Genomic DNA, 21,112 nt, shown 5'->3' with positions numbered 1-21,112 from the left:
TACAGACGCTGTTTGACGCGGGGATTCCGGTGCGCGGGGTAAGCCTGTGTACCAGGAGGGGAACAACCCAGAGATAGGTTAAGGTCCCCAAGTGTGGATTAAGTGTAATCCTCTGAAGGTGGTCTCGAGCCCTAGACAGCCGGGAGGTGAGCTTAGAAGCAGCTACCCTCTAAGAAAAGCGTAACAGCTTACCGGCCGAGGTTTGAGGCGCCCAAAATGATCGGGACTCAAATCCACCACCGAGACCTGTCCGTGCCCGTTACAGGGCAATCGAGTAGATTGGCGCTCTAATTGGATGGAAGCGGGGGCGAGAGCTCCTGTGGACCGATTAGTGACGAAAATCCTGGCCATAGTAGCAGCGATAGTCGGGTGAGAACCCCGACGGCCTAATGGATAAGGGTTCCTCAGCACTGCTGATCAGCTGAGGGTTAGCCGGTCCTAAGTCATACCGCAACTCGACTATGACGAAATGGGAAACGGGTTAATATTCCCGTGCCACTATGCAGTGAAAGTTGACGCCCTGGGGTCGATCACGCCGGGCATTCGCCCGGTCGAACCGTCCAACTCCGTGGAAGCCGTAATGGCAGGAAGCGGACGAACGGCGGTATAGGGAAACGTGATTCAACCTGGGGCCCATGAAAAGACGAGCATAGTGTCCGTACCGAGAACCGACACAGGTGTCCATGGCGGCGAAAGCCAAGGCCTGTCGGGAGCAACCAACGTTAGGGAATTCGGCAAGTTAGTCCCGTACCTTCGGAAGAAGGGATGCCTGCTCCGGAACGGAGCAGGTCGCAGTGACTCGGAAGCTCGGACTGTCTAGTAACAACATAGGTGACCGCAAATCCGCAAGGACTCGTACGGTCACTGAATCCTGCCCAGTGCAGGTATCTGAACACCTCGTACAAGAGGACGAAGGACCTGTCAACGGCGGGGGTAACTATGACCCTCTTAAGGTAGCGTAGTACCTTGCCGCATCAGTAGCGGCTTGCATGAATGGATTAACCAGAGCTTCACTGTCCCAACGTTGGGCCCGGTGAACTGTACATTCCAGTGCGGAGTCTGGAGACACCCAGGGGGAAGCGAAGACCCTATGGAGCTTTACTGCAGGCTGTCGCTGAGACGTGGTCGCCGATGTGCAGCATAGGTAGGAGACATTACACAGGTACCCGCGCTAGCGGGCCACCGAGTCAACAGTGAAATACTACCCGTCGGTGACTGCGACTCTCACTCCGGGAGGAGGACACCGATAGCCGGGCAGTTTGACTGGGGCGGTACGCGCTCGAAAAGATATCGAGCGCGCCCTATGGCTATCTCAGCCGGGACAGAGACCCGGCGAAGAGTGCAAGAGCAAAAGATAGCTTGACAGTGTTCTTCCCAACGAGGAACGCTGACGCGAAAGCGTGGTCTAGCGAACCAATTAGCCTGCTTGATGCGGGCAATTGATGACAGAAAAGCTACCCTAGGGATAACAGAGTCGTCACTCGCAAGAGCACATATCGACCGAGTGGCTTGCTACCTCGATGTCGGTTCCCTCCATCCTGCCCGTGCAGAAGCGGGCAAGGGTGAGGTTGTTCGCCTATTAAAGGAGGTCGTGAGCTGGGTTTAGACCGTCGTGAGACAGGTCGGCTGCTATCTACTGGGTGTGTAATGGTGTCTGACAAGAACGACCGTATAGTACGAGAGGAACTACGGTTGGTGGCCACTGGTGTACCGGTTGTTCGAGAGAGCACGTGCCGGGTAGCCACGCCACACGGGGTAAGAGCTGAACGCATCTAAGCTCGAAACCCACTTGGAAAAGAGACACCGCTGAGGTCCCGCGTACAAGACGCGGTCGATAGACTCGGGGTGTGCGCGTCGAGGTAACGAGACGTTAAGCCCACGAGCACTAACAGACCAAAGCCATCATTCATACGCACTGTGACTCATTCACCGACGATTTAACTCGTCGCTGAACGAGTCCAGGCGCAAACTGGATCGCACGTAATGACACGGTGGAGACCAATCGAGACTGGTATCCTCGTGGTTCGATTCCACGACTCGACGTTAGGCGGCCACAGCGGTGGGGTTGCCTCCCGTACCCATCCCGAACACGGAAGATAAGCCCACCAGCGTTCCGGGGAGTACTGGAGTGCGCGAGCCTCTGGGAAATCCGGTTCGCCGCCACCATTCATACCTTTCACAGCCCACTCAGGAGAGACTTCTCTCCCAAGTGGGCTTTCTCTATTTATACAAATCGAGAGCTACGCGGCTGGATCGAGAGCTCGTATGACTCGTAAAGTCGAATTGGACGCATTCACAGCACTTCTTGACGATAACGCACCTGTGTCTCTCAAGATAGTCCGAGCGGAGCTCGACGATGTAGGTTCCTGTATGCAGTTGCTTCCGAACCGTGGGTTGCACTACTTGCTAACGCGAGTCGTTTGGTTCTTCGGACGAGCACAACCGTCAACCTACAGCACTACCTCAGTCGACGGAGCGATGAACTGGACCAGTCAGAGAGTGGTGGCTAATCGAATTCGCTACGCTTAAACGACCGAGTTGACTACCTCTATTCGCGCCAAGGTGGCAGAGTCTGGCCTAACGCAGCGGCCTGCAGAGCCGCCCATCGCCGGTTCAAATCCGGCCCTTGGCTCTAACACTAAACCCTAAAGCCCAATACGACTATCCCTTGGGCGATCTGGATTTTCACCAGTACCTCTATAGTATCTGATAAACTTCATCGGTAACATCAGGACAATCGTCAACGTGCACTAAACCCGGGGTTTTGTCGGAGCGTGATCTTTAGCTAGGCTTCGTCGAGTACCTGCTCCCATAGCCCGGGCAGATTATCGATCCGCTGCCATCCGACAGTCTCGTCTACGTCTTCCTCGACGACGGTGATCTCCTCGAAGTAGTCGTCGAGTACTTCCGTGCGTTCCATTGCAAGCGGGGGAGAGCAGTAGTCCTCTTCAATCCAGACGGCTTCCCCCGTCTCTGGGTCGAATCGAGCTTTCTCAAGCGCGCGCGTCATTGCGCGACCGAACGGATTCATTGCTTCAATCTCGCCACTGTCGAGCCGTTTGCGGAGTTCTGCCAGACGATTCCCCGGACGGGCGCGCACGAACCGTTTCGCCATAGGTGGAGTTTGGCAGTCCTCACTAATCAACCCTCAGCTCTACTCTACTGTTAGTCGAGGTTAAGCAGGAGTTCGTCGTTCTAAAGGGCGGTAGTGCGGTGATTCGAGTCTTACTCTTCGAATCCAGGGCCGACAGTGAACGAGTCCGAAGCACAGGGAAGCTGATTATGCTGACACCATTGGCAGTGGTCATCAGCGATATACTGGGTGAACGAAAACTCTGTGATCTGATTCATTGCTCCTACCACCTCGTCTTCGACACCTTCCAGCTCGTCCTCACTGAACGCTCGTGACTCCACTTTCGGTCCGATACCCCCCACATACGCGTATCCAGCGCGTCTGATTGGTTCTTCATAGAGATCTCGACAGGCTAATAGATAGATGGGGAGCTGCTTGTCATCCTGTAGGTCTCGGTGCCGTTCGGTCGCCTTGTAATCGATGACCATCAGCTCGTCATCCGGCGTCCGATAGACTGCATCGATAAACCCGGTGAGTTCGTGTCCGTCGATGTTGAGTTCGAACTCTCGCTCTGCGTCAACGACCTCGTACTCGGAGAGATCTAACTCGAAGTACCGATCAATACACTCTTTCGCAACTGGAAGGGCATCTTCGTCTCGACGTTGACTGGCGAGCCGTTCGCAGATTTCGTACCACTCCTCACGGCGTTGTATTTCCTTGCTGGCTGCCTGCTCCGCAGTGTCGTGGAAGAGCAATCCGATCGCGCGCTGGGACACACCACTCCCGCTACTACTCGTCGATTCTCGATAGTCCTGGAATGCGTTGACGACGTAGTCGAGGTAGTGACTGCGTGGACATTCCTCATAGGCTGCCAAGGATGTATAGCTGTGAGTCAGCGACGGAGACGGGGTAGATGGCCCGGTCAGTGACTCGATCTGAAGCCGTGAGCGTTCTCCCTCTGTTGTAAGGTGACTGTTGAGCGATGCTGTTGCGAGTTCCAGCATCCGGCTGCGTGCGGTTTCTACTGCAAGCGTGTCACCGTCGTGGACAATGGTCCCGCCGACCTCACCGACGGTCTCCCGCGCGAGCGTGTCGGTCCAGTCCGCTGACCCATCTGGTAAGCATTCCCGTGCATCACTCCAGATGGGAAGCTGCCCACGTTGTGGTTGCCACGGGATCCGTGGTGGCAATATCTCGTCGACTACGCTCGGAATCGGGTGAATGCCGTCGTCAGTATCGTCGTCTCCCTCGTGACCACCTTGTAAGACGAGAATATCTTCAGCGCGTGTGATTCCGACGTGGAACACGCGTCTGGTTTCTCGGGCATCGCGTGCGACGTAATCTTCAGCAAACACTGTAGTCGGGCCGTCCGATAGCCCTGTTTCGAGAGCATCGTACGCGCGTGAACTCGGAGCCCACTCATCGGCGGTGACCTGCGGGATGAGAACGACTGGGAAATCGAGTCCTTTGCTCTTGTGGACGGTCATCACGTTGACCGCATCATCGGCAATGTCCGGCTGGCTTGTCGGCGTGGATCCACTCTCATCGAACAGCGAGTCATAGTGTTCGAGCGACTCGATAAACTCAGGTGTGAGTGGGGGTTGGACGGCGCTGTCGCCGTACTGTTCGATGACATTGTCGAGTTGTGCGAGGTCGCGTCGTTCTTGCTCGCTGAGGTACCATTCGATATTCGTACAGCTCTTCAGTTCACGGTACAGGTGGCTGAGGGATGCAGATTCTTTGATGTCGAGGAGCTTGTTGACGTGTTCGCGGGCTTCTGCAACGCGATCTGGCTCCTCAAACTCACCGGGCGGGGTTTCACGGAGAGCGTCGACGAGTGGCGTGTCGCCCTCGTTGAGTGTGCGGAGATCCGCATCGCAGAGTCGGTACCGCATCAGCAGGACACGATTCCAGCTCACCTCGTCTTCGGGTCGAGCGAGAGCCTTGAGGTAGGCCGTCACCGTGCCGACGCCAATTGATTCTGTGGCAAGATCACCGGCGACCTGGTATGGAATCCCAGCGTCTTCGAACTCGTCGATGACGGGGGTAGCGTGTTTGTTTTTCCGAACAAGGAGTGCAATGTCTCCTGGGTCGTATGCGTTGTCAAGGCTATCTACCGCGCCGGTTAACAGATTCTGGACGACGGTCCGAAGCTGGGTTGCTCCGTCTCTGTCGTCGTCTTCGTCAGGTAACTCAACGGTAGCAACCGTGTCGCCATCATAATTCGGTTCGTCAACGCGGGTGAGCGTCTTATGCTGTTCACGGTGGTCAAGCTTCGTGATGGCTTCATTCGCCAAATCGAGGATCGGCTGTCGTGAGCGGAAGTTCTCTTCTAGGGGTTTGTCTGTGAGTGCCGCAAACGCGTTGTCGAGTTCCTCTGTGATGTTGGCGACGTGTGCGCCCCGCCACTCGTATATCGCTTGATCGTCGTCACCGACGACGAACAGGTTGTCGTCAGTGACAAGTGACGTGACGAGATCGAACTGCAGGCGATCCGTGTCTTGGAACTCGTCGCAGAATACGTAGTCCCACCGGGCGGCAATCTCGTCACCGACTGGCGAGTCCATCAACTCCGCAGTCTTCACGACTAACCCATCGAAGTCGATGAGGTTTCGCTCGTCGAGCTCACGCTCGTACGCGGCGTAGCCTGCAGCCAGGTCACGGGCCGTGAGGCAATCTGAGACAAACGAGTCGAGATGGTCTGTGAGTTCGAGATCAAGATCGTTCGGGATGCCTTTCGGTGCGCTACTGTATCCGCCGAGTAGGTATTTCGGCAGTTTGTACGCGTTATCTGGAAGGTCTCGTTCCCCCGCCTCATATGCTTCGAACGCGTCTTCAAGCGCGTCGCAGAGCTCAATGAGACGATCAAGGAAGTCGCGTGTGCTGGCTTCGATGCCGGCCGTCCCTAACGCATCCCGTTCCTCGACGAGCTCTTCCCGTGTCTCTGGAAGCCCACCCAAGACGTTTGAGACAGAGCGACCACCAAGGTGGTCACTGGCAATGTTCTCGATTCGTTCTGGTAGGTCGGCAAGATCGTATATGCGGTCGGCCGGGCCGAGGAACGCGTCGATGTTATCGGGTGTGATGCCGCTGCGTTTCATCGATCCGATGAAGTTGAGAAGCTTCGAGGCAGCGCCCGATGCATACCCGTCGCCACCGTACACATTAGGCTTGACAGACCGGTACTCGATCTCGTCGAGGACATCCAGAACGATGGCGTACTTTTCGGCGTCCGTAGCGATGTCGAAGTCTGGGTCAAGTCCTGCAGTGTAGGCGTAATCGGAGAGAATCTCGTTACAGATCGAGTGGTACGTGTACGCGTCGATGTCGTACCCTGCTGTGCCGAGCTTCGCGTTGAGCTTCTCCCGCATCGAATCTGCCGCGTTATTGGTGAATGTCAACGCGAGAATCCGGTCCGGAGACACATCCTCTTCGTCGATGAGGTGCTCGACCTTCCGAACCATCGTGAACGTCTTTCCCGTCCCTGCCCCGGCAAGCACCCGCATCGGATACTCATCTGCGTCGATGATCTCTCCCTGCTGTGGTTCCGGAGACAACTCGTCTTCCGGAACAGGGAACCACGATGGGTACTCGGTATCGTCGCCGCTCATCGTTTCACCTCGGTGGAGAGCCGGTCAGAACACATTTCCCGATACTCGCAATCCGGGCACGCTTCCTCGCTGATGACAGAGAACGGTTCCGGGTCGTACATCTCGCTCGTGATGCCGTCGTGTGCAGCCTGGATGAGTGCCCAGATCGTCTCGTGGTACTCCTCGTAGATCTCGGTTGTTTCGCGCGGATACCCACGTACGGACACGTTGTATCCTGAAGGGGTGCTCTCGAATGATGTGCTGTTGAGTACTCCGTAGAAACTGAACCGCACTTCCATCCCGTCCTCGTAGAACGGTTCGTTCTTCACGCCCTCAATGTACGTCGCCGTCTGGAAGGCGTTCCGAACACGCTTCGGTTCGTGTGCGTCGCCGTCAAGATGGTCAGCCAAATACTCTGCTGTTCCTGAGGAAATCACCCCGCGTGTATTTCGCTTGTAATCGATGATGTGGAGACCATCATCGGTTCGAATAACGTTATCAGCCTTCCCGTGAAGCCCTCTCCCATCGCGGTCACACTCTACCCAGCACTCCGTTGCGACTGAGCGACGTGCGTGGTCTATCCCATCGCCACCATCCGGAGCGAAGAACGCATCGATAGCTGCCTGATTCTCGACTCGCTGGTACTCGCGGTGCGCAACTGATTCGTAATCGTCCGGGTTACTGTGCTCGTCCCACTTCTCGTCGAAGATACGCATTGCCCGGGCGTGAATCGCCTCTGCGTCCTCACCACGAACGGTCGCATCGCACACGGCCTCGATGGTTTCGTGGTAGATCTTTCCCTGGTTGAGATAAAGCTCGGTTCGATCTGGCGTGTTGATGTCCTGCGGGTAGCTGTACTCGTATTGTCGCGGACACGCTGCATACGTCGCCAAGCGAGACGGCGAAAGCGAATTGTCGCTCATCGCCGCACCTCTCCATTAGCGAATTCGACACGCGCCCGCAACGCTTTCCGCAGTTCTTCGCCTCGCATCCCGCTTTTGTCAAGCAACTCTTGAATCTCACCGAGTTCCGCTTCAACCTCGTCGAGTGAGATTGTCACGTCTTGGCTGTTCGCCCGGCGAACATCCGCGAGTGCGTTATCAACCCGTGACAGCAGGAACTCTTCAGCTGCTTGCTCGCTCGTGATCTGTGAATCAGCGGCGTCCGTCACCCAGGGGAGATCTGCATACGCTGCCGTCAGGAACCGCGACGCCTGAGCACGCTCTTCGAGCGCGGTATCTTCGTACTCGTAGAGACAGCAGTACAAGCGCTCTGTTGCTGCTCCAGCACCTACCGCCAAGCATCGCCGTGCGTGCTCCGCGTGGTACCGTACGAACGGCCTGCTCGACGCTGTCGAGTCCGTTGGGAAGGTCTGGTCAACATCCGTATCGCTGAGATCCGTTACGCCCGGGTAGTCCGGCATCGATGCAACGCGCTCAGTTGGAAAGAGTCGTGTGAGGAAGGGATCTCCAGGGTACTCACTGTCTGTGAGGTTAATCAGGAACACCGCCTTGAACGAGGTGTTCTTGATCGCTTGTAAGTGGTCGACTCTGACGCCGCCATCGAGATCTGTTGCGCTGGTCTGATTCTGCTGGGATGCGTACTCGTGGGCCCGTTCCAGCATCTTTTCGTATGATTTCCACGTCGCATCGAGGAACGCAGTATCATCCAGGAACGCAGCCATTCGAAACGCACGGCGAACGTTCCCGAACTGTGACCGTGCATCGAGCGGTGTCGCCCGCTCCGCGATTCGTTCTTTCAGCCCGGAATCAGTTGCCCACCACCGTACCGCGTCTTCCAATTGATCCATCTCGCCAACACGAGCTAAGCGATCCGTATCGAGTGCTGGTCCGCGATCAGGTATGTCATCGTCCTCGTCAGCGGCCAAGTGGCGAGTAACAGCAAGCAGCTCCCTAATCGCGGGATCGTCGCCAAATCCAGTAATAGTAGCCGACTCTGTTGGGATTCCACTACGTTCGAACGCTTCGATGGTGTCTGTAACGGTACTCCCGCTTTGTTTGGTAGCGACTGCGATGTCAGCGTAGTTCCAGCCCTCTTGCTCGACGAGTTCTTCAATCTCGTTCGCAATTGCAGCAAGTTGGTCGCCACCGGAGTCCGCAGCAAGTACGGAGACTGATCCGGTATCCGGGTCGTTCACGACAGTTTCTTCCGCGAAGTACGCAGCCGTGGCGGCCGGGCGAGTTGATGGCTGGACGCCGGACGCGCGCTGAGATTCACTGAACGAGACATAGTCCGTGACTGGACCTGTCTCCACCCAGGTTCTACGGACACTTGCGTCATCCTCAGCGATACAGACAAGCTCACAGTCCGCTGTGAGCGCGTCAAGATATGCTCGGTCGAGCGGGAAGAATTCCTCAAATTCGACTGCAAGCACCGCGTCAATATCGGCGATGTCGTCGTAGTCATCGCCCGTGAGGACAGCGAGAGCTTCTGATATGAGTTGCCCCCGCTCTATGTGATCGTGTTCAGCGAGCCAATTGTGGAACCCTTCAAGTGCCGTGGTAATTTCCCGGAGTTCAGGCGTCTCGTCGGGAGAAATATCCTGCCACGAAATCGTGCCCATCACTCGATCTACGTCTTCGATGAACGAGGATTGTTCCGACGCCCGCCGTAGGTATTCTGTCTCCCATTCGTAACCGGTGAGGAATCGATGCAGGAGTTCACGTCGCAACGCGTCTGAAAGGATCACTCGATCGTCCGTCTGGTTGAGAACATCCGTCGCGTGTACAACGGGCGATGTCACATACGGTGTTGCTGCACCAGGAAGGACCTCGTCTAACGTGTCACGGAACGCATCCGTACTCGTCGGGGCACCTGTGAAAACGAGTACATCCTCTGAATCGCACTTATCGAGAAGCTTCTCGTATTCGTTTCGAGTCGTTCGTCGGACGTTTCCAGCACCGAACGGCGTTGTGACAACCGTCCCGTCAAGCTCCCGGCGAGATAGATGGCCTGTCATATCTAGTATCCACGTACGAGCTATGTGACCCCGATAAGACACCGCTGCCGTTAGTGACGACATCCTTATCTCGCAGTGTCTTACTGGGATGATCACTCTATTTTTGGAATTGGTTTTCACTTCCAAACCGAAGGGCCGTAAATACTCGCCTGAACGTCACACTCTCACAAATCAGTATGAGGGTACCGTCTGGGTCGAAGACAACGACCTAACCGGCACAATATTTAGTGTCGAACTTCCACTAGATACCGACACAGCATCAGAGACGGCACAATCAGAGATCATCTCTGTGGAAATATTTAACACACATATATTCCTTTTTGTAGACTATGGCCTCGTACCAAGAGTATTCTGGATTTGACGGCAGTCTTGACGAGGGTGCTCTCCTCTCAGATGTCGATGGCGGTGTGACAATTCTCCATATCGAAGACGACGAGAGCTTTGCGAACCTAGTTTCGACGTTTTTAGAGCGCGAGCGCGAGTTCTTCGATGTCCAATCGGAAACGACGCCGGCCAAAGCTGTCGAACTTGCCTGCGAGGAAGACGTAGATTGTATCGTTTGTGATTATGATATGCCTGAAATGAACGGGTTAGATGTCTTGGAAGCTATCCGCGAAGACGCACCAGATCTACCATTTATTCTGTTTACTGGGAAAGGAAGTGAAGAGATCGCCAGCGAAGCAATTTCGGCCGGCGTCACGGAATACCTGCAGAAAGCTGGCGGAACGGAACAATACGAGGTGCTTGCAAACCGCATCGAGCAGGCAGTCGCTCGACGGCGCGCAGAAACACAGGTCACGCGAGGATTTCGTGCCATCGAGACAGCCCATGACGGGATCAGTTTCCTCGATACGAATGGCGAATTTATGTATGCTAATAAGGCATACGCCGAGATCGTCGGTTATGAGCGGACGGAACTGCTCGGACAGCACTGGGGTACACTATATCCGGAAGAGGAACTGGCCCACGTACGCGAGGTGATGTTACCCCAGGCAAAAGATGATGAATGGGTTGGAAAAACAGATTACGTCCGAAAGGATGGTGAGACAGTCACCGTCGATCATCGGTTAGCCTACACTGATGAGGAGACGTTGATCTGTACTGTTTCCGAGATTGATGATGCAGAGGTCGTCCGGAACGAATTATCTCTCAAAGAACGCGCAATGGACCAAACTCCGATCGGGATCACGATTACGGACCCACAGCAACCAGATAACCCGATCGTCTATGTGAACGACAGTTTCACCGAACTGACTGGGTATTCCAGAGAGTCTGTTCTCGGTCGTAACTGTCGATTCCTACAGGGTGAGGCGACACGTGACGAACCGATCGCTGAGCTTGCCAGTGCTATTGAGGCCGAAGAACCGGTGAGTGTAGAGCTGCGGAACTATCGAGAGGAAGGGGAGTTATTCTGGAACCGTGTCACAGTCGCGCCTCTGACTGACGATGATGGTGAGGTAGAACACTTCGTTGGGTTTCAGGAAGACGTGACGGCACGTCGAGAACTGTTAGAAGAGTTCGGATTGCTTGCGGGCGTGCTCTCACACGATATGCAGAATCCCCTACAGACCGTTCGAGGGCGGCTGCAACTAGCGATCGAAACCGACGACGTTGAACATGTTGAAGAAGCACTTCCATCGTTGGATCGGATGGGCCAGTTGATCGATGACGTTGCCGACGCACTGGAATCGGGAACGATCGTCGGCGAACAGCAAGAAATTGACATCGGTTCGTTGGCTCAGGCGACGTGGGAATCACTGGACCGACACAGTGACACGGAATCACTCGAAGTTGACGGGGAACCGACAGTATACGGGAATGAAGAAGCAGTTCGGCGGATGTTCGATAATCTTCTTGGGAACTCGTTAGAACACGGCGAGTCACCAGTGGCGGTCACTGTTGGCTCATTCGATGGTGGAATTTACTTAGAGGATAATGGCCCTGGGATTCCAGAGGAAATCCAAGAGCAAGTATTTGAACAAGGGTTCACCACGAAGGATCACAACGGTGGTACTGGGATGGGGATGGCAAGCGTGCGACAAATAGTCTTAGCCCACGACTGGCGTATCGAAATTAGCGAGAGTGAGAAACTCGGCGGTGTCCGGTTCGAGATTATGACACGAGAATAAGCATTAACAAAAATACCGTATGGAGAACGACGTAGATGACTGGTGAACTCAGCGTCTGTACTCACTGGAGTCCCTCTCCCTGTTGAAGCTAATTCTCACCGTCTGACTTAGATAGAATCGCTGTTCAGTACGAACACCTATCCAACCGGGACACACGCAACTCGCCCGGGGAAGTAACTTCTTGGCGAGAGCTCTATAACACCCACAAGGCAAGCAAATTCAGGCGAACTTTCATACCGACCCGAGGGAATTAGTTGTATAATGGTCAGTCTCTTCTCGTTTTCAAGGTGCTATGACGGATGAGTGAACAGTACGCCACTCACTCAGAACCGGGATACGTTCCCGAGCCAAGCGATCTTCAAGCAGTATTTCAGCGACATTACGATAACTCGGCCGGAATGAGTGGTGACGATGCGTACCGGGATTTGCAGGCCGAGGAATCGATTCGTCGGCAATATACTGCTCGTGTTCTTTTTGAACTCTTACAGAATGCACTCGATCGGGCTGAATCTAACGTTGCAGTCGAAATCCGCGATGTCGATTGGGGGCCGACTGAGCAGGCACTTGTCGTTGCGAACGACGGAGCACCCATCCGAGTAGATCCAGAATACGATTATTCGAATCCCCCTGATGTTCAAGGACGGCGTCGACCAGACTTCAATGCCCTCTGTACGCTACACATATCGAATAAGCGCCCTGAAGAGAGCGTCGGGAACAAAGGCGTCGGATTCCGGTCCGTCTTCTGGTTAGGGGATTTCGCCCGTGTCTGGAGTCGGTTCTCTGAAAGTCCTGGGTGGTGGGGGATGGAGATGCATCTTCCACTGGATCACGACACGTGGCAGCAGCGACTCGAATTCCCAGAGGTACAGAGTGGCCACGCCGAGTTCCTTGATTCGCCGGAGAGCCCTTTGGACAACGACGAACAACGAGCGAGCTTCCATTTCCCACTCCCGTTATGCGGCGATAAGCCACCGACACCCGACGATGTTTCCGACTTTAGCACGGTCGTGGTAGTCCCGATTACCCCTGGGAAAGAGGATGAGCTACGTGAGTCCGTTGAAACGTTTCAACAACGGCATCTCAACTTTATCGGGCTATTCGATGACCGCCGGAAACTCACCGTCTCCTTCGATGCGTGGGGGAACAGATTCCAGAAGTCTACTTGGCCATCGACGAACCCCGAGGAAGCGAAACGGTCGATCGTTTACTGGGCATCCTCAGAACTGCGATCGCTCGCTGAAGAGGCTGAACACGATGTTTCCACGCCCGGTGCAGCCATCGCTTGGCCACGGCTGGAAGCCAGCTCGGCTGACTCAATACCCGGACTGTACGGTTACCTGCCCACGCTAATCGAGACTCCCTTCGGTATCGATCTCCAGGGTGATTTCCAGTTACGAACGGATAGAACAGCCCTTCGGCTTGATGACGAGACGATTGGTCGATACAACAGAGCCCTACTTAGAGCAGCTGCGGAACTGCATCTCCACGCAATCCTCAATCATCTCGGTATTCCGGATGATGACTTTGAGTACACATGGATCGACCCTGAAGCAGTTACTACTGTCCCACAGATCACTTCGGGTGGGACGCCTCGGGATGATTTTTGGCGGTTCCTCGACCCAGGGTCACGGAGTTCAGACGCCGCCAAGATCGTCGTCGACCACATAGAGAATCTACTGTTTTCCAATGCTGGAGTAAAGGAACCGGATCGGTATCGACAGTGGGCGGCACTGGCTGATGCATTTTTCGAGCAGCAAGACCAGTGGCCACTTTCAACGTATGATGACTTCTGGAAAGCGGCAGGTAACTGGCTTGACCGGACGTGCAAATCCTCTCGCAGAACGAAAACCTGGCGGCGACGCGCGATAGCGATGTGTGACGCGATACGAGATGCGGGCACTCGTGTTGCGCCCATCACCGCGACGCGAGATGAGGACCGGACGAGCGACACACCCGCCGTACAACTCCCCGAACGAGGGACAGCTGGCGGGCAGATTCAGGCTGATCGACACACACATCGGCTTTTCATCCGTCGGTCAGAGACAACACAGCTTGATCTCCCGCTTGCGCTCCGTGAGGCCGGGCGTGCTGTGACTTCATACGAGTTCCAGTCCGGTTTCGACCGAGAGCCACCACACCCCCTTGGAGCGAATCAATTCAATCGGTGGGATGTCCTCGCAGAGCTCCGGCAACTCCCGAACGCTCTGACTGACTGGGAGTACAAGCCATTAGATGCTGATCCGGACCGTGCGGAGCGATTACAGTCTGAACTGATTCAGTTCACGATGGATCTCTTCGCACTCAACTCGCAAGGCAGTGCAGCTCCCCCGGCAGAAACGGATACGTATGGTCCCGGATGGCGAGCAATTAGAGACGATGTCTATAGCGATAATGCTCGATCTGCTGGCCGTGCGATCGCAACGCTGTTTCTCCCGACAATAGATGGACAGTGGGAACCAGCACGTCAACTCACACGAGATCGGGTTGCCGTCGAAAAACTCCCCTCACTCCCCGAAAATGCGGATCTGGATTCATTCCTCGGGTTCATTGGAGTAACGCCGGAACCGCCCGATCCAGACGATGGGGTTCGACTCACGTTAGTCGAAGGGGGTGAGGACGGAACGGTTGCGCCCCGCGACGCACCCCCGGTGTTAGTTGCAGCAGGGACGGAGTGGAACCCACTCCGTCTCGGAACAGAACCTGCGACTTCAGACTCGGTTGATCCGGCTGCGTGGCTAACATCGCTTGATGCAGCTTGGGACTCGTGGCTTGCAGACATCATTGAAGCTGAACGGAACGAATTAGACGAGGAAAAGCAAGGGCGGCGGCCAATCGAGATCCTTCCGGCACTTCGGAATCAAGCCTGGTTCCCAGTCGGTGACGCTGAAGGGGAAGCAGAACCACCGCTCCTCGTTGAAGACCCACCAGATCGGATTGCACCGGCAGAGCTCACGCTTGTCTCCCGACAACAGCGCCAGTTCCCGTCCGTACTCTGGAGTGTGTCGAAGGAAGCTCCACTCTCACAGGAGTTGTTGATCGCCCTTGATTCGGTCAGCGGGACCGATATGGATAGTCTCGGACGAGACGCTGCAGAACCAGCTTTCAGACTACTGACTCAGGTACATTCACTAACAGCGGATCGGTTAGACGAGATCGAAGAGAATCCACGTGCACGGCAAGCCTTGACTCGGTTATTTGACCGTCTTCTCAACACGATCTGCCGAGAACACGACCCTGAAGGAGACGACCGGGAGATCCCCATCCTCGGGTATCGACCCGTCGACGAACCACGAGCGCTCGCTGAACGAGGATTAGCGTGGTATGAACCGGACGAAGATGTGTGGATTCCAACGACAAACACCGCCCGAGATCAAATGCGCCGGTTCTTCCCAGCGGTGCCGCTGGCTGCAGCGACGATCGGGACTGAGACTCTTCGAGGATATGAGCCACTGGCCGCACGCGAGATTGATATTTCACGTCAGGTGTACCCAGCCCATCGGGGCAGCGAAGAAGTGGAAGTCGTTCAGAACCTCGAAGAACAACTTCGGCCAATCATCGCGCATCTGCTTGCCCTCGCCAGTACGACAAACCAAGTTGATATTGACCCGGCGACGGCGGCTGATCGATGGCGAAGCAGTACGATTCGCTACGTTGAGAACGCATGGATCGAATTCCAAGCAACTCTCGGCGGGGAAGAGTCACTGACTGCAACGCGGTACAAGAACACTCACAATCACGCGCTCTATCTGCAACCCGACCCACCAACGATTATCTTTGATACGCCAGACGAAACCACAGGTTCACCACCGCTTGACGAATTCGGTGAGCCGTTAGCTAAACTGCTGCTTGAGGACTCCGCTACTGGCGTCGGCCCACTCTTCGGTCAGGCCCTCAGCGGCTACGAGTCAGACGATGTCAGCCGTGTCGAACGACTCTTGGAGAAACGCGACGCAATCTCCTTGGTTGACGCCTACGAGCGACATCTCCGCCAACTTGATGATGAAGAACACGAGGAGCTACGTCGCCGGGTGCGGACGGCGCTATCTGAACTCGATATTCGGGTTCGTGACTCGTGGAACCGACTCTCTCATATCGACCCTGATGATGTGGATGTGACCGCGGTTTCATGGTCTCTTACCGCTGCTGACGTGAATGCTGCGTTACGATCGATAGACTTGACAGACGCTCAGGAGCCGTTCCGGCCACAGTTCTCCTGTGAACAGACACACCGAGCGGAATGGGACGCGTGGTTCACGAAGTGGGAACAACTTATTCCGTTCTTGGAGCACCTCATAGAGGAGCACATCGAGGTAGCGTTCTCTGACGATGAACTCGAAGATCGCTTGCAGGAATACATCACTGAAGATGCGTCTCGACGAGTCGCCTTCGACCCGACACGAGCCGTCATCGAATGGCTACGAGGGGACCCATTCGGCGGATCACTCCCTGAAGCGGCGATACCAGCCCCCGAAGAACTCGAAGATCGGCTAATTGAGTTCTCACCGCAGTACGAACCCGTCGAGAACGTGGCAACCACAAAGGATCTTGGCTGGGGTCGACCAAGGCTGTCCGAAGGTGATCCGAACGAAACTGAAAACGGAATCGTAGAGATCGAAGATCTCGAATCCGAATGGAAGAATACGAAATCAGTTGGTGACGAAGCTGAGCGAGCGGCCGCATCGTGGATTACCACGCAGACTGTAGAACTTCTCGAAGATGCGAAGGCACGAGGAGAGTTTGATGAGGCTCTGGAGAGCCTTCTATCAGTGATTCCATCCTCAGGCCGGACTGCAGAAAATCTGGAACGCGGCCTTCGAGAATGGAACGAAACAGGTAGCGATGAAGCTCTCGAATCGGGGCTCCACATCTCAAGCGTATGGGATGGTGCAGGGTACGATATGCTCGGGCTGGAACGCACCGGTGACGAGATCAAGCCCGTTCGATACGAAATCAAGAGTTTGGGCGATGAAGGCCCATACAAGGTACACTTGACCCAAAACCAGCTCCGGGTCTATCGCAAAGTCTTGCACTCATCTGAGACCGACGATACAGATCAAACCCTGTATCAGGGCTCGTGGCGGCTGTTAGGTGTTCAATCCGGACGACAAGCTGTGGACCTGACCAGGGAGCTTGACGGACTCCCTGAATTAGTCAATAGCTTCCGGAACCAAGGCTACGGCCACGACGGATTAGTCATCTACGTTCAGGATAGCGACGAATCAATCGACATTTGACTCATCAACGGAAGGTGATCTTCACAGGTCAGAGCCTTGTAACTCTGCAACCCGTGGTTCGACCTCATCTTGGAATATATCCATAGCATCCACTCCCCATTCAATCAACTCGGCCTGTTGTTCAGGGGTTAGATCAGTGATTTTCCCTTCGATCGGTTTCGGCCATTTGATCCGACAGGCCTGCTTTTCAGGCAACTGCTGCCACACGAGTTCAACATCCAGATTCGATTCGATCTCCTCACGGTCATCCTGCAGCGTTTCAAAGATCGCCTCATTTCGCTCCTTCTCCGAAGTCGAAATATACAGCTCGATCGAGAACTCGGGGCCTTGATGGAACACCCAGCCAAAACTGACCCCAGTAATCCCTGCACTGAACGTCATATACCCGCGCGGCCCGGGCGTCAGTTTGTACCAACTCGGCCGCCGTTCAGCATACGCCTCAACCAAGTAAGCGAAGAATTCCTTGTAGCCCTTTTCAGTCTCCGTGAGTGACTCCTCATCGCTCAACTCTCGCTCCCAGTCGTTCGGCTCGACGATCACTTCGAATTCGAACCCTCGCTTCTCTGAACCCTCAATACTCACCACACGAGGTTTGATAGCGAAGAATTTCACGTCCTTCGGCCCGCTTTCGTTGAGCCATTCCAGTACACTCCGGTGTTCTGGTCGGAATTCCTCAGCCAGCCACATCGTGAATCCCGCTCTCTTTCCGGCCGAGTACGTCAACAGCTTGCCTAGATGGTCGTGATCTGTTTTGCTATACTGGTTTTCGATGACGATCGTCTCACCAGTGTTCATCTCCCGGGCTACGATGTCTGCTGAGAAATCTCCGATCGCTTCTTCAGCACGTGCGTCCTCGATTTCAATCCCGAGTTCCGCACTTAGTAAGTCAATATTCTCCGTTAGCCATCGAGTGAAATCTCGTTCCTCGTTCTCCCAAACGGATCGGAGTTCATGTTCTTCGATCTCTGCGATACTTCTATCCATACTCTGTCTCTCGGAAACAGCGCGTATATTCTTGGTGTTCAAAAGAACGGTGAGGTAATCCTAGTTAGGAAAGCCATCTTTCGTTGCTGCGGGAGAGGCAGGAGCTTGATGGTGAGCTTCGTGTACTCGAAGCCTTAGTCCTGAGAATATTCTGAACTAATAGACGAAATTTTACATATAATAGTAATACTCCGGTCTAACGTCGTCCATCGACTCTGTAGCTGGTTCAGAAAGAACCTTGCCTACGCTATTAGCTACACCCAAAGTCGCTGGCATTCTAACTGAATACTCCGAAGTGTTCCAGTCTAGCTTGGTAAAGAACAGGATCTCTCGACACACTTGGTCGGCTGGTGTTGGGCACTGTTCAGGATCAGGCACCACCTCTATTGGCCTTGGGACGTTACTGCCCTCATACGTCATCTGTTCGGGGACAAATCCTGTTGTGTACAGGTAGTGGATGTCGTCTTCTGGAACACTAAGTACGGTTCCTCGAACTGCTGGGAAATTGCTGTCAGGATAAAGCCGGACATCAGGCCGATTACGGATTGTGACGAGATCCAGGTTCTCTATTTCAGTTGCAGCTGCCCGGCAACCATCTCGTTCACGGTCCCAGAACTCGGAAGACTTGTGGAGTACAAACCGACGTGGATACATTCCTTTGCGCTGCCGATAGTGCTCAAGGATTTGCGACACAACAGCTTCTGCTCCTTCCTCAGACAGGTGTGGCTGTCCACTATTATCTTCCTCAATATCTTTCAACGGGTCGCTTTGAAGGATGACGTGGTCTTTCCCGCGGAAAACGTGGGCTAGTGCTGCTCGGACTTCAGAGCTTTCTCCCCCCACACGGTAAAACGAGATCCCTGCGTAGCAAACTCCTTCCTCGATTTCTCGCGTCTTCCACGGGTGACCTTCCTGAGACTTGTATAGCATTCCAACTGTGAGGTTCCATGCCCGTTTCGCTCTCTCCCCTGATTTCGAGACATCAAGAGTGGACGGCTTGATGAGTTGTGTCGGAAGCCGTCTTTCCATTCCGATAAGTTTGATTCGATTATGGAGATTGCTCCCCTCTGATTGGATCTGAGAGTGCTCTTCATCGGTAGGGGTGCAGGCATCCATCACCCGTTGTGGGATACAGACGATGACGACGTTTGGAGAGATATTATCCCTGTCAAGGAGATCGATTCTGTCCTCTACAATATCGAGGAAATAGTCCATTCTTTCACGGACGGTGTCCTGCTGCTCCACTCTTTCAATGTAGTTATCCCTAATCGGAAATCGCCAGCCTCGCTTAGTATGTATAGAAATTTTCAACCTAGAGTCTTCCCCGACACCAGGGTAGGGGACTTGTTGAGGTTGGTCTTGATTTCCGGGATGAATCCCGATTTCCATATCCCGAAGCAAGGACTGTAAGTTTCGGATAGTGTCACGATCTCCAATAATCCCAAGTGTAATCGTGTGGTGCTTATCTTCCTCAAGACGAGGTCCGTATTTCACCAATCCCCTCTTCGGCGATGTTTCTAAACCACCCTCAAATTCGATTTCTGGCTCTTCCCAGTGCTGAATACGGAAGGGGGAGTCACTGTTCATTCATCTATCACTCCGTCGATGATTCGAGACTGTTCGTCTCCATCTTTAGGCGGGCGAATTCCAAGTGTGAGGCCTTGAACCTGTTCTGCCTCTATCTTCTGAATAGCCGGCAGTTGATCGCCGTCGATCCATTGGGACAGGCCAGTATTGATAGTCAGCATCAGAATCTTTGGCCATATCCGGATTTGACGTAGCTGTTTACTGTTCTGGCCTTGGAATCGGTTCGGTGAAAATTTGTCCTGAAGTTCGGACTTCCGTTCGCCAGTGACCTTCTCTTCACCGTCCCAAGTGAACTCTTGAGTGGGCGTTAGTACATAGTAGAAATCATCTGCGTATTTTTCTACCCGAATATCTACTGCTCGGTGCCGAATTTCACTTCGATCACTGAGCTCTTGTGCCAGCCATCGGTTTTGGGTGTCAGTCCGCTTTCCGTGGTGCCGATCTTTATCGTAAATCGGATAGATATGTCTCCCTCGGCTACGTTCTACTATACAGTCGTTTTTCTGTGCTGAGACAGAGATGACCCCAAGAAGGAGCTCTCGGACGATGTTTGTTCGTTCAGGGCTGTCTTCCTCGCCAATCCAGGTTTTGAAATCTACAACATCTGGCGAGTCAGATCCGATGTAGTGCCGTGTACTGCCCGGCAACCGGTCTTTCTCAACTAAGGTGTACAGTTTCCCTGCTTCTGGAACGACTGGATAATGCTTGTTATTGTAGTTGTAATACCGAGCTTCTGCGATTCCTTCAGCTGTGTCATAGATATAGAGATCGTCGGGAAATGAGGTCACATGAAACAGATTGGTAGCGTGGTCGTGCTGTTCTTTTATTGGCTCAAAGGAATGAAGGTACGGTTCGTAATTGAACCGGTCAGATTCCTGTAGCTCCATAGCCACAGTCTTGAGCTCCAGATAATCGGCCTCATGGACGTGGGTATCAATAGCAAAGGTTTCAAAATCTTCAACGTAAGTATCTGCAATCTTTTGGCTGAGCTTCTCGTCGTCTAGCTTCTTCTCCAGTTGGGAGAGGAATTCCTCGATTTTGTCGTTGTCTGTGTATGACTTTTCGAAAAGATCGCTCCACAGCTGAGGGTAACCCAGTTCCTCGGCAAATATGAAGAAATCAAACCGTTGTTCCTTGGGTCGATGAGTGTACTCAAGGTAGTATCGAGCCAGTTCGCTGCGAAAATCGTTGGGACTCAGTTTGGAGCCTTTGGCTTCAGCGATGACCCACTCACCTGAGCCTTTATGACGGAATTGGATGTCGTCGAGTGAGGGATGGATTTCTGCTTCCCGGTGCTCCATATACCCGGTTGCTTCCATGAAGTCTATCACAGCATCCTTGTAGGAACGCCCCTTCTCTTGGACTCCTTCGCGTTCCGACAAGATACGATAGATTGGCACTACAGGGCTGTTTCTCAACTACATACCAAAACTCCTTTGGACAGGTTCTAAACTCTCTCTACGCGTCAAGAACCACAGGTTCTAGCCCGTTTTCGCCCCTAAACATATATCCTAAGGAGTATAACGCCCGGCCAA

9 protein-coding genes, 1 tRNA gene and 2 rRNA genes are annotated in these 21,112 nt (G+C 54.1%); 5 read left to right on the top strand and 7 right to left on the bottom strand.

What is annotated here, in order from left to right:
- The 3 genes from C444_RS22575 to C444_RS16755 all read left to right on the top strand — a co-directional run.
- Positions 1-1,909 (top strand): 23S ribosomal RNA (locus C444_RS22575); the annotation flags it as partial.
- Between the two features lie 134 nt (positions 1,910-2,043).
- Positions 2,044-2,166: ribosomal RNA gene (rrf, locus tag C444_RS16760) — 5S ribosomal RNA — on the top strand.
- 390 nt (positions 2,167-2,556) lie between these two features.
- Positions 2,557-2,632: transfer RNA gene (locus C444_RS16755), tRNA-Cys, on the top strand.
- Between the two features lie 153 nt (positions 2,633-2,785).
- Here C444_RS16755 and C444_RS16750 read toward each other — a convergent pair.
- From C444_RS16750 to C444_RS16735, 4 genes are all read right to left on the bottom strand, one after another.
- Complete coding sequence (locus C444_RS16750; protein WP_004594208.1) at positions 2,786-3,115, bottom strand: hypothetical protein; 330 nt, start codon at positions 3,113-3,115, stop codon at positions 2,786-2,788.
- Between the two features lie 110 nt (positions 3,116-3,225).
- On the bottom strand, positions 3,226-6,684 hold the full coding sequence (locus C444_RS16745) for an ATP-dependent helicase (protein WP_004594207.1): 3,459 nt from the start codon (positions 6,682-6,684) through the stop codon (positions 3,226-3,228).
- A complete protein-coding gene (locus tag C444_RS16740) occupies positions 6,681-7,586 on the bottom strand; it encodes a RecB family exonuclease (protein WP_004594206.1) in 906 nt (301 codons plus the stop codon). Before C444_RS16740 ends, C444_RS16745 begins: the two co-directional genes overlap by 4 nt.
- The gene (locus C444_RS16735; protein WP_004594205.1) at positions 7,583-9,643 is read right to left on the bottom strand and encodes a PD-(D/E)XK nuclease family protein; all 2,061 of its coding nucleotides are present in this window, start codon (positions 9,641-9,643) and stop codon (positions 7,583-7,585) included. Before C444_RS16735 ends, C444_RS16740 begins: the two co-directional genes overlap by 4 nt.
- Before the next feature lie 329 nt (positions 9,644-9,972).
- On the opposite strand from C444_RS16735, the gene C444_RS16730 reads away from it, so the two are divergent.
- Both C444_RS16730 and C444_RS16725 read left to right on the top strand, forming a co-directional pair.
- The gene (locus C444_RS16730) at positions 9,973-11,772 is read left to right on the top strand and encodes a PAS domain S-box protein (RefSeq protein ID WP_004594204.1); all 1,800 of its coding nucleotides are present in this window, start codon (positions 9,973-9,975) and stop codon (positions 11,770-11,772) included.
- An 809-nt stretch (positions 11,773-12,581) separates the two neighbouring features.
- Positions 12,582-17,006, top strand: coding sequence for a hypothetical protein (locus tag C444_RS16725; protein WP_152420819.1), 4,425 nt, complete (start codon positions 12,582-12,584; stop codon positions 17,004-17,006).
- Positions 17,007-17,027: 21 nt separating this feature from the next.
- Here the strand turns inward: C444_RS16725 and C444_RS16720 are convergent, their stop codons facing one another.
- The 3 genes from C444_RS16720 to C444_RS16705 all read right to left on the bottom strand — a co-directional run bounded on the left by C444_RS16720 (position 17,028) and on the right by C444_RS16705 (position 20,977).
- Positions 17,028-17,990 carry a DUF4268 domain-containing protein gene (locus C444_RS16720; protein WP_004594202.1) on the bottom strand — a complete coding sequence of 321 codons (963 nt, stop codon included), beginning with the start codon at positions 17,988-17,990 and terminating at the stop codon, positions 17,028-17,030.
- Positions 17,991-18,161: 171 nt separating this feature from the next.
- Entirely contained in the window at positions 18,162-19,577 is a 1,416-nt protein-coding gene (locus C444_RS21360) for an argonaute/piwi family protein (protein ID WP_239641320.1), read from the bottom strand.
- Positions 19,574-20,977, bottom strand: coding sequence for a hypothetical protein (locus C444_RS16705; RefSeq protein ID WP_004594199.1), 1,404 nt, complete (start codon positions 20,975-20,977; stop codon positions 19,574-19,576). Before C444_RS16705 ends, C444_RS21360 begins: the two co-directional genes overlap by 4 nt.
- Positions 20,978-21,112: the final 135 nt, after the last annotated feature.

Source organism: Haloarcula japonica DSM 6131, from assembly GCF_000336635.1.
Lineage (GTDB): Archaea > Halobacteriota > Halobacteria > Halobacteriales > Haloarculaceae > Haloarcula > Haloarcula japonica.
Note: the sequence above shows the minus strand (reverse complement) of the source record. Positions and strands in the feature narration are given on the sequence as shown.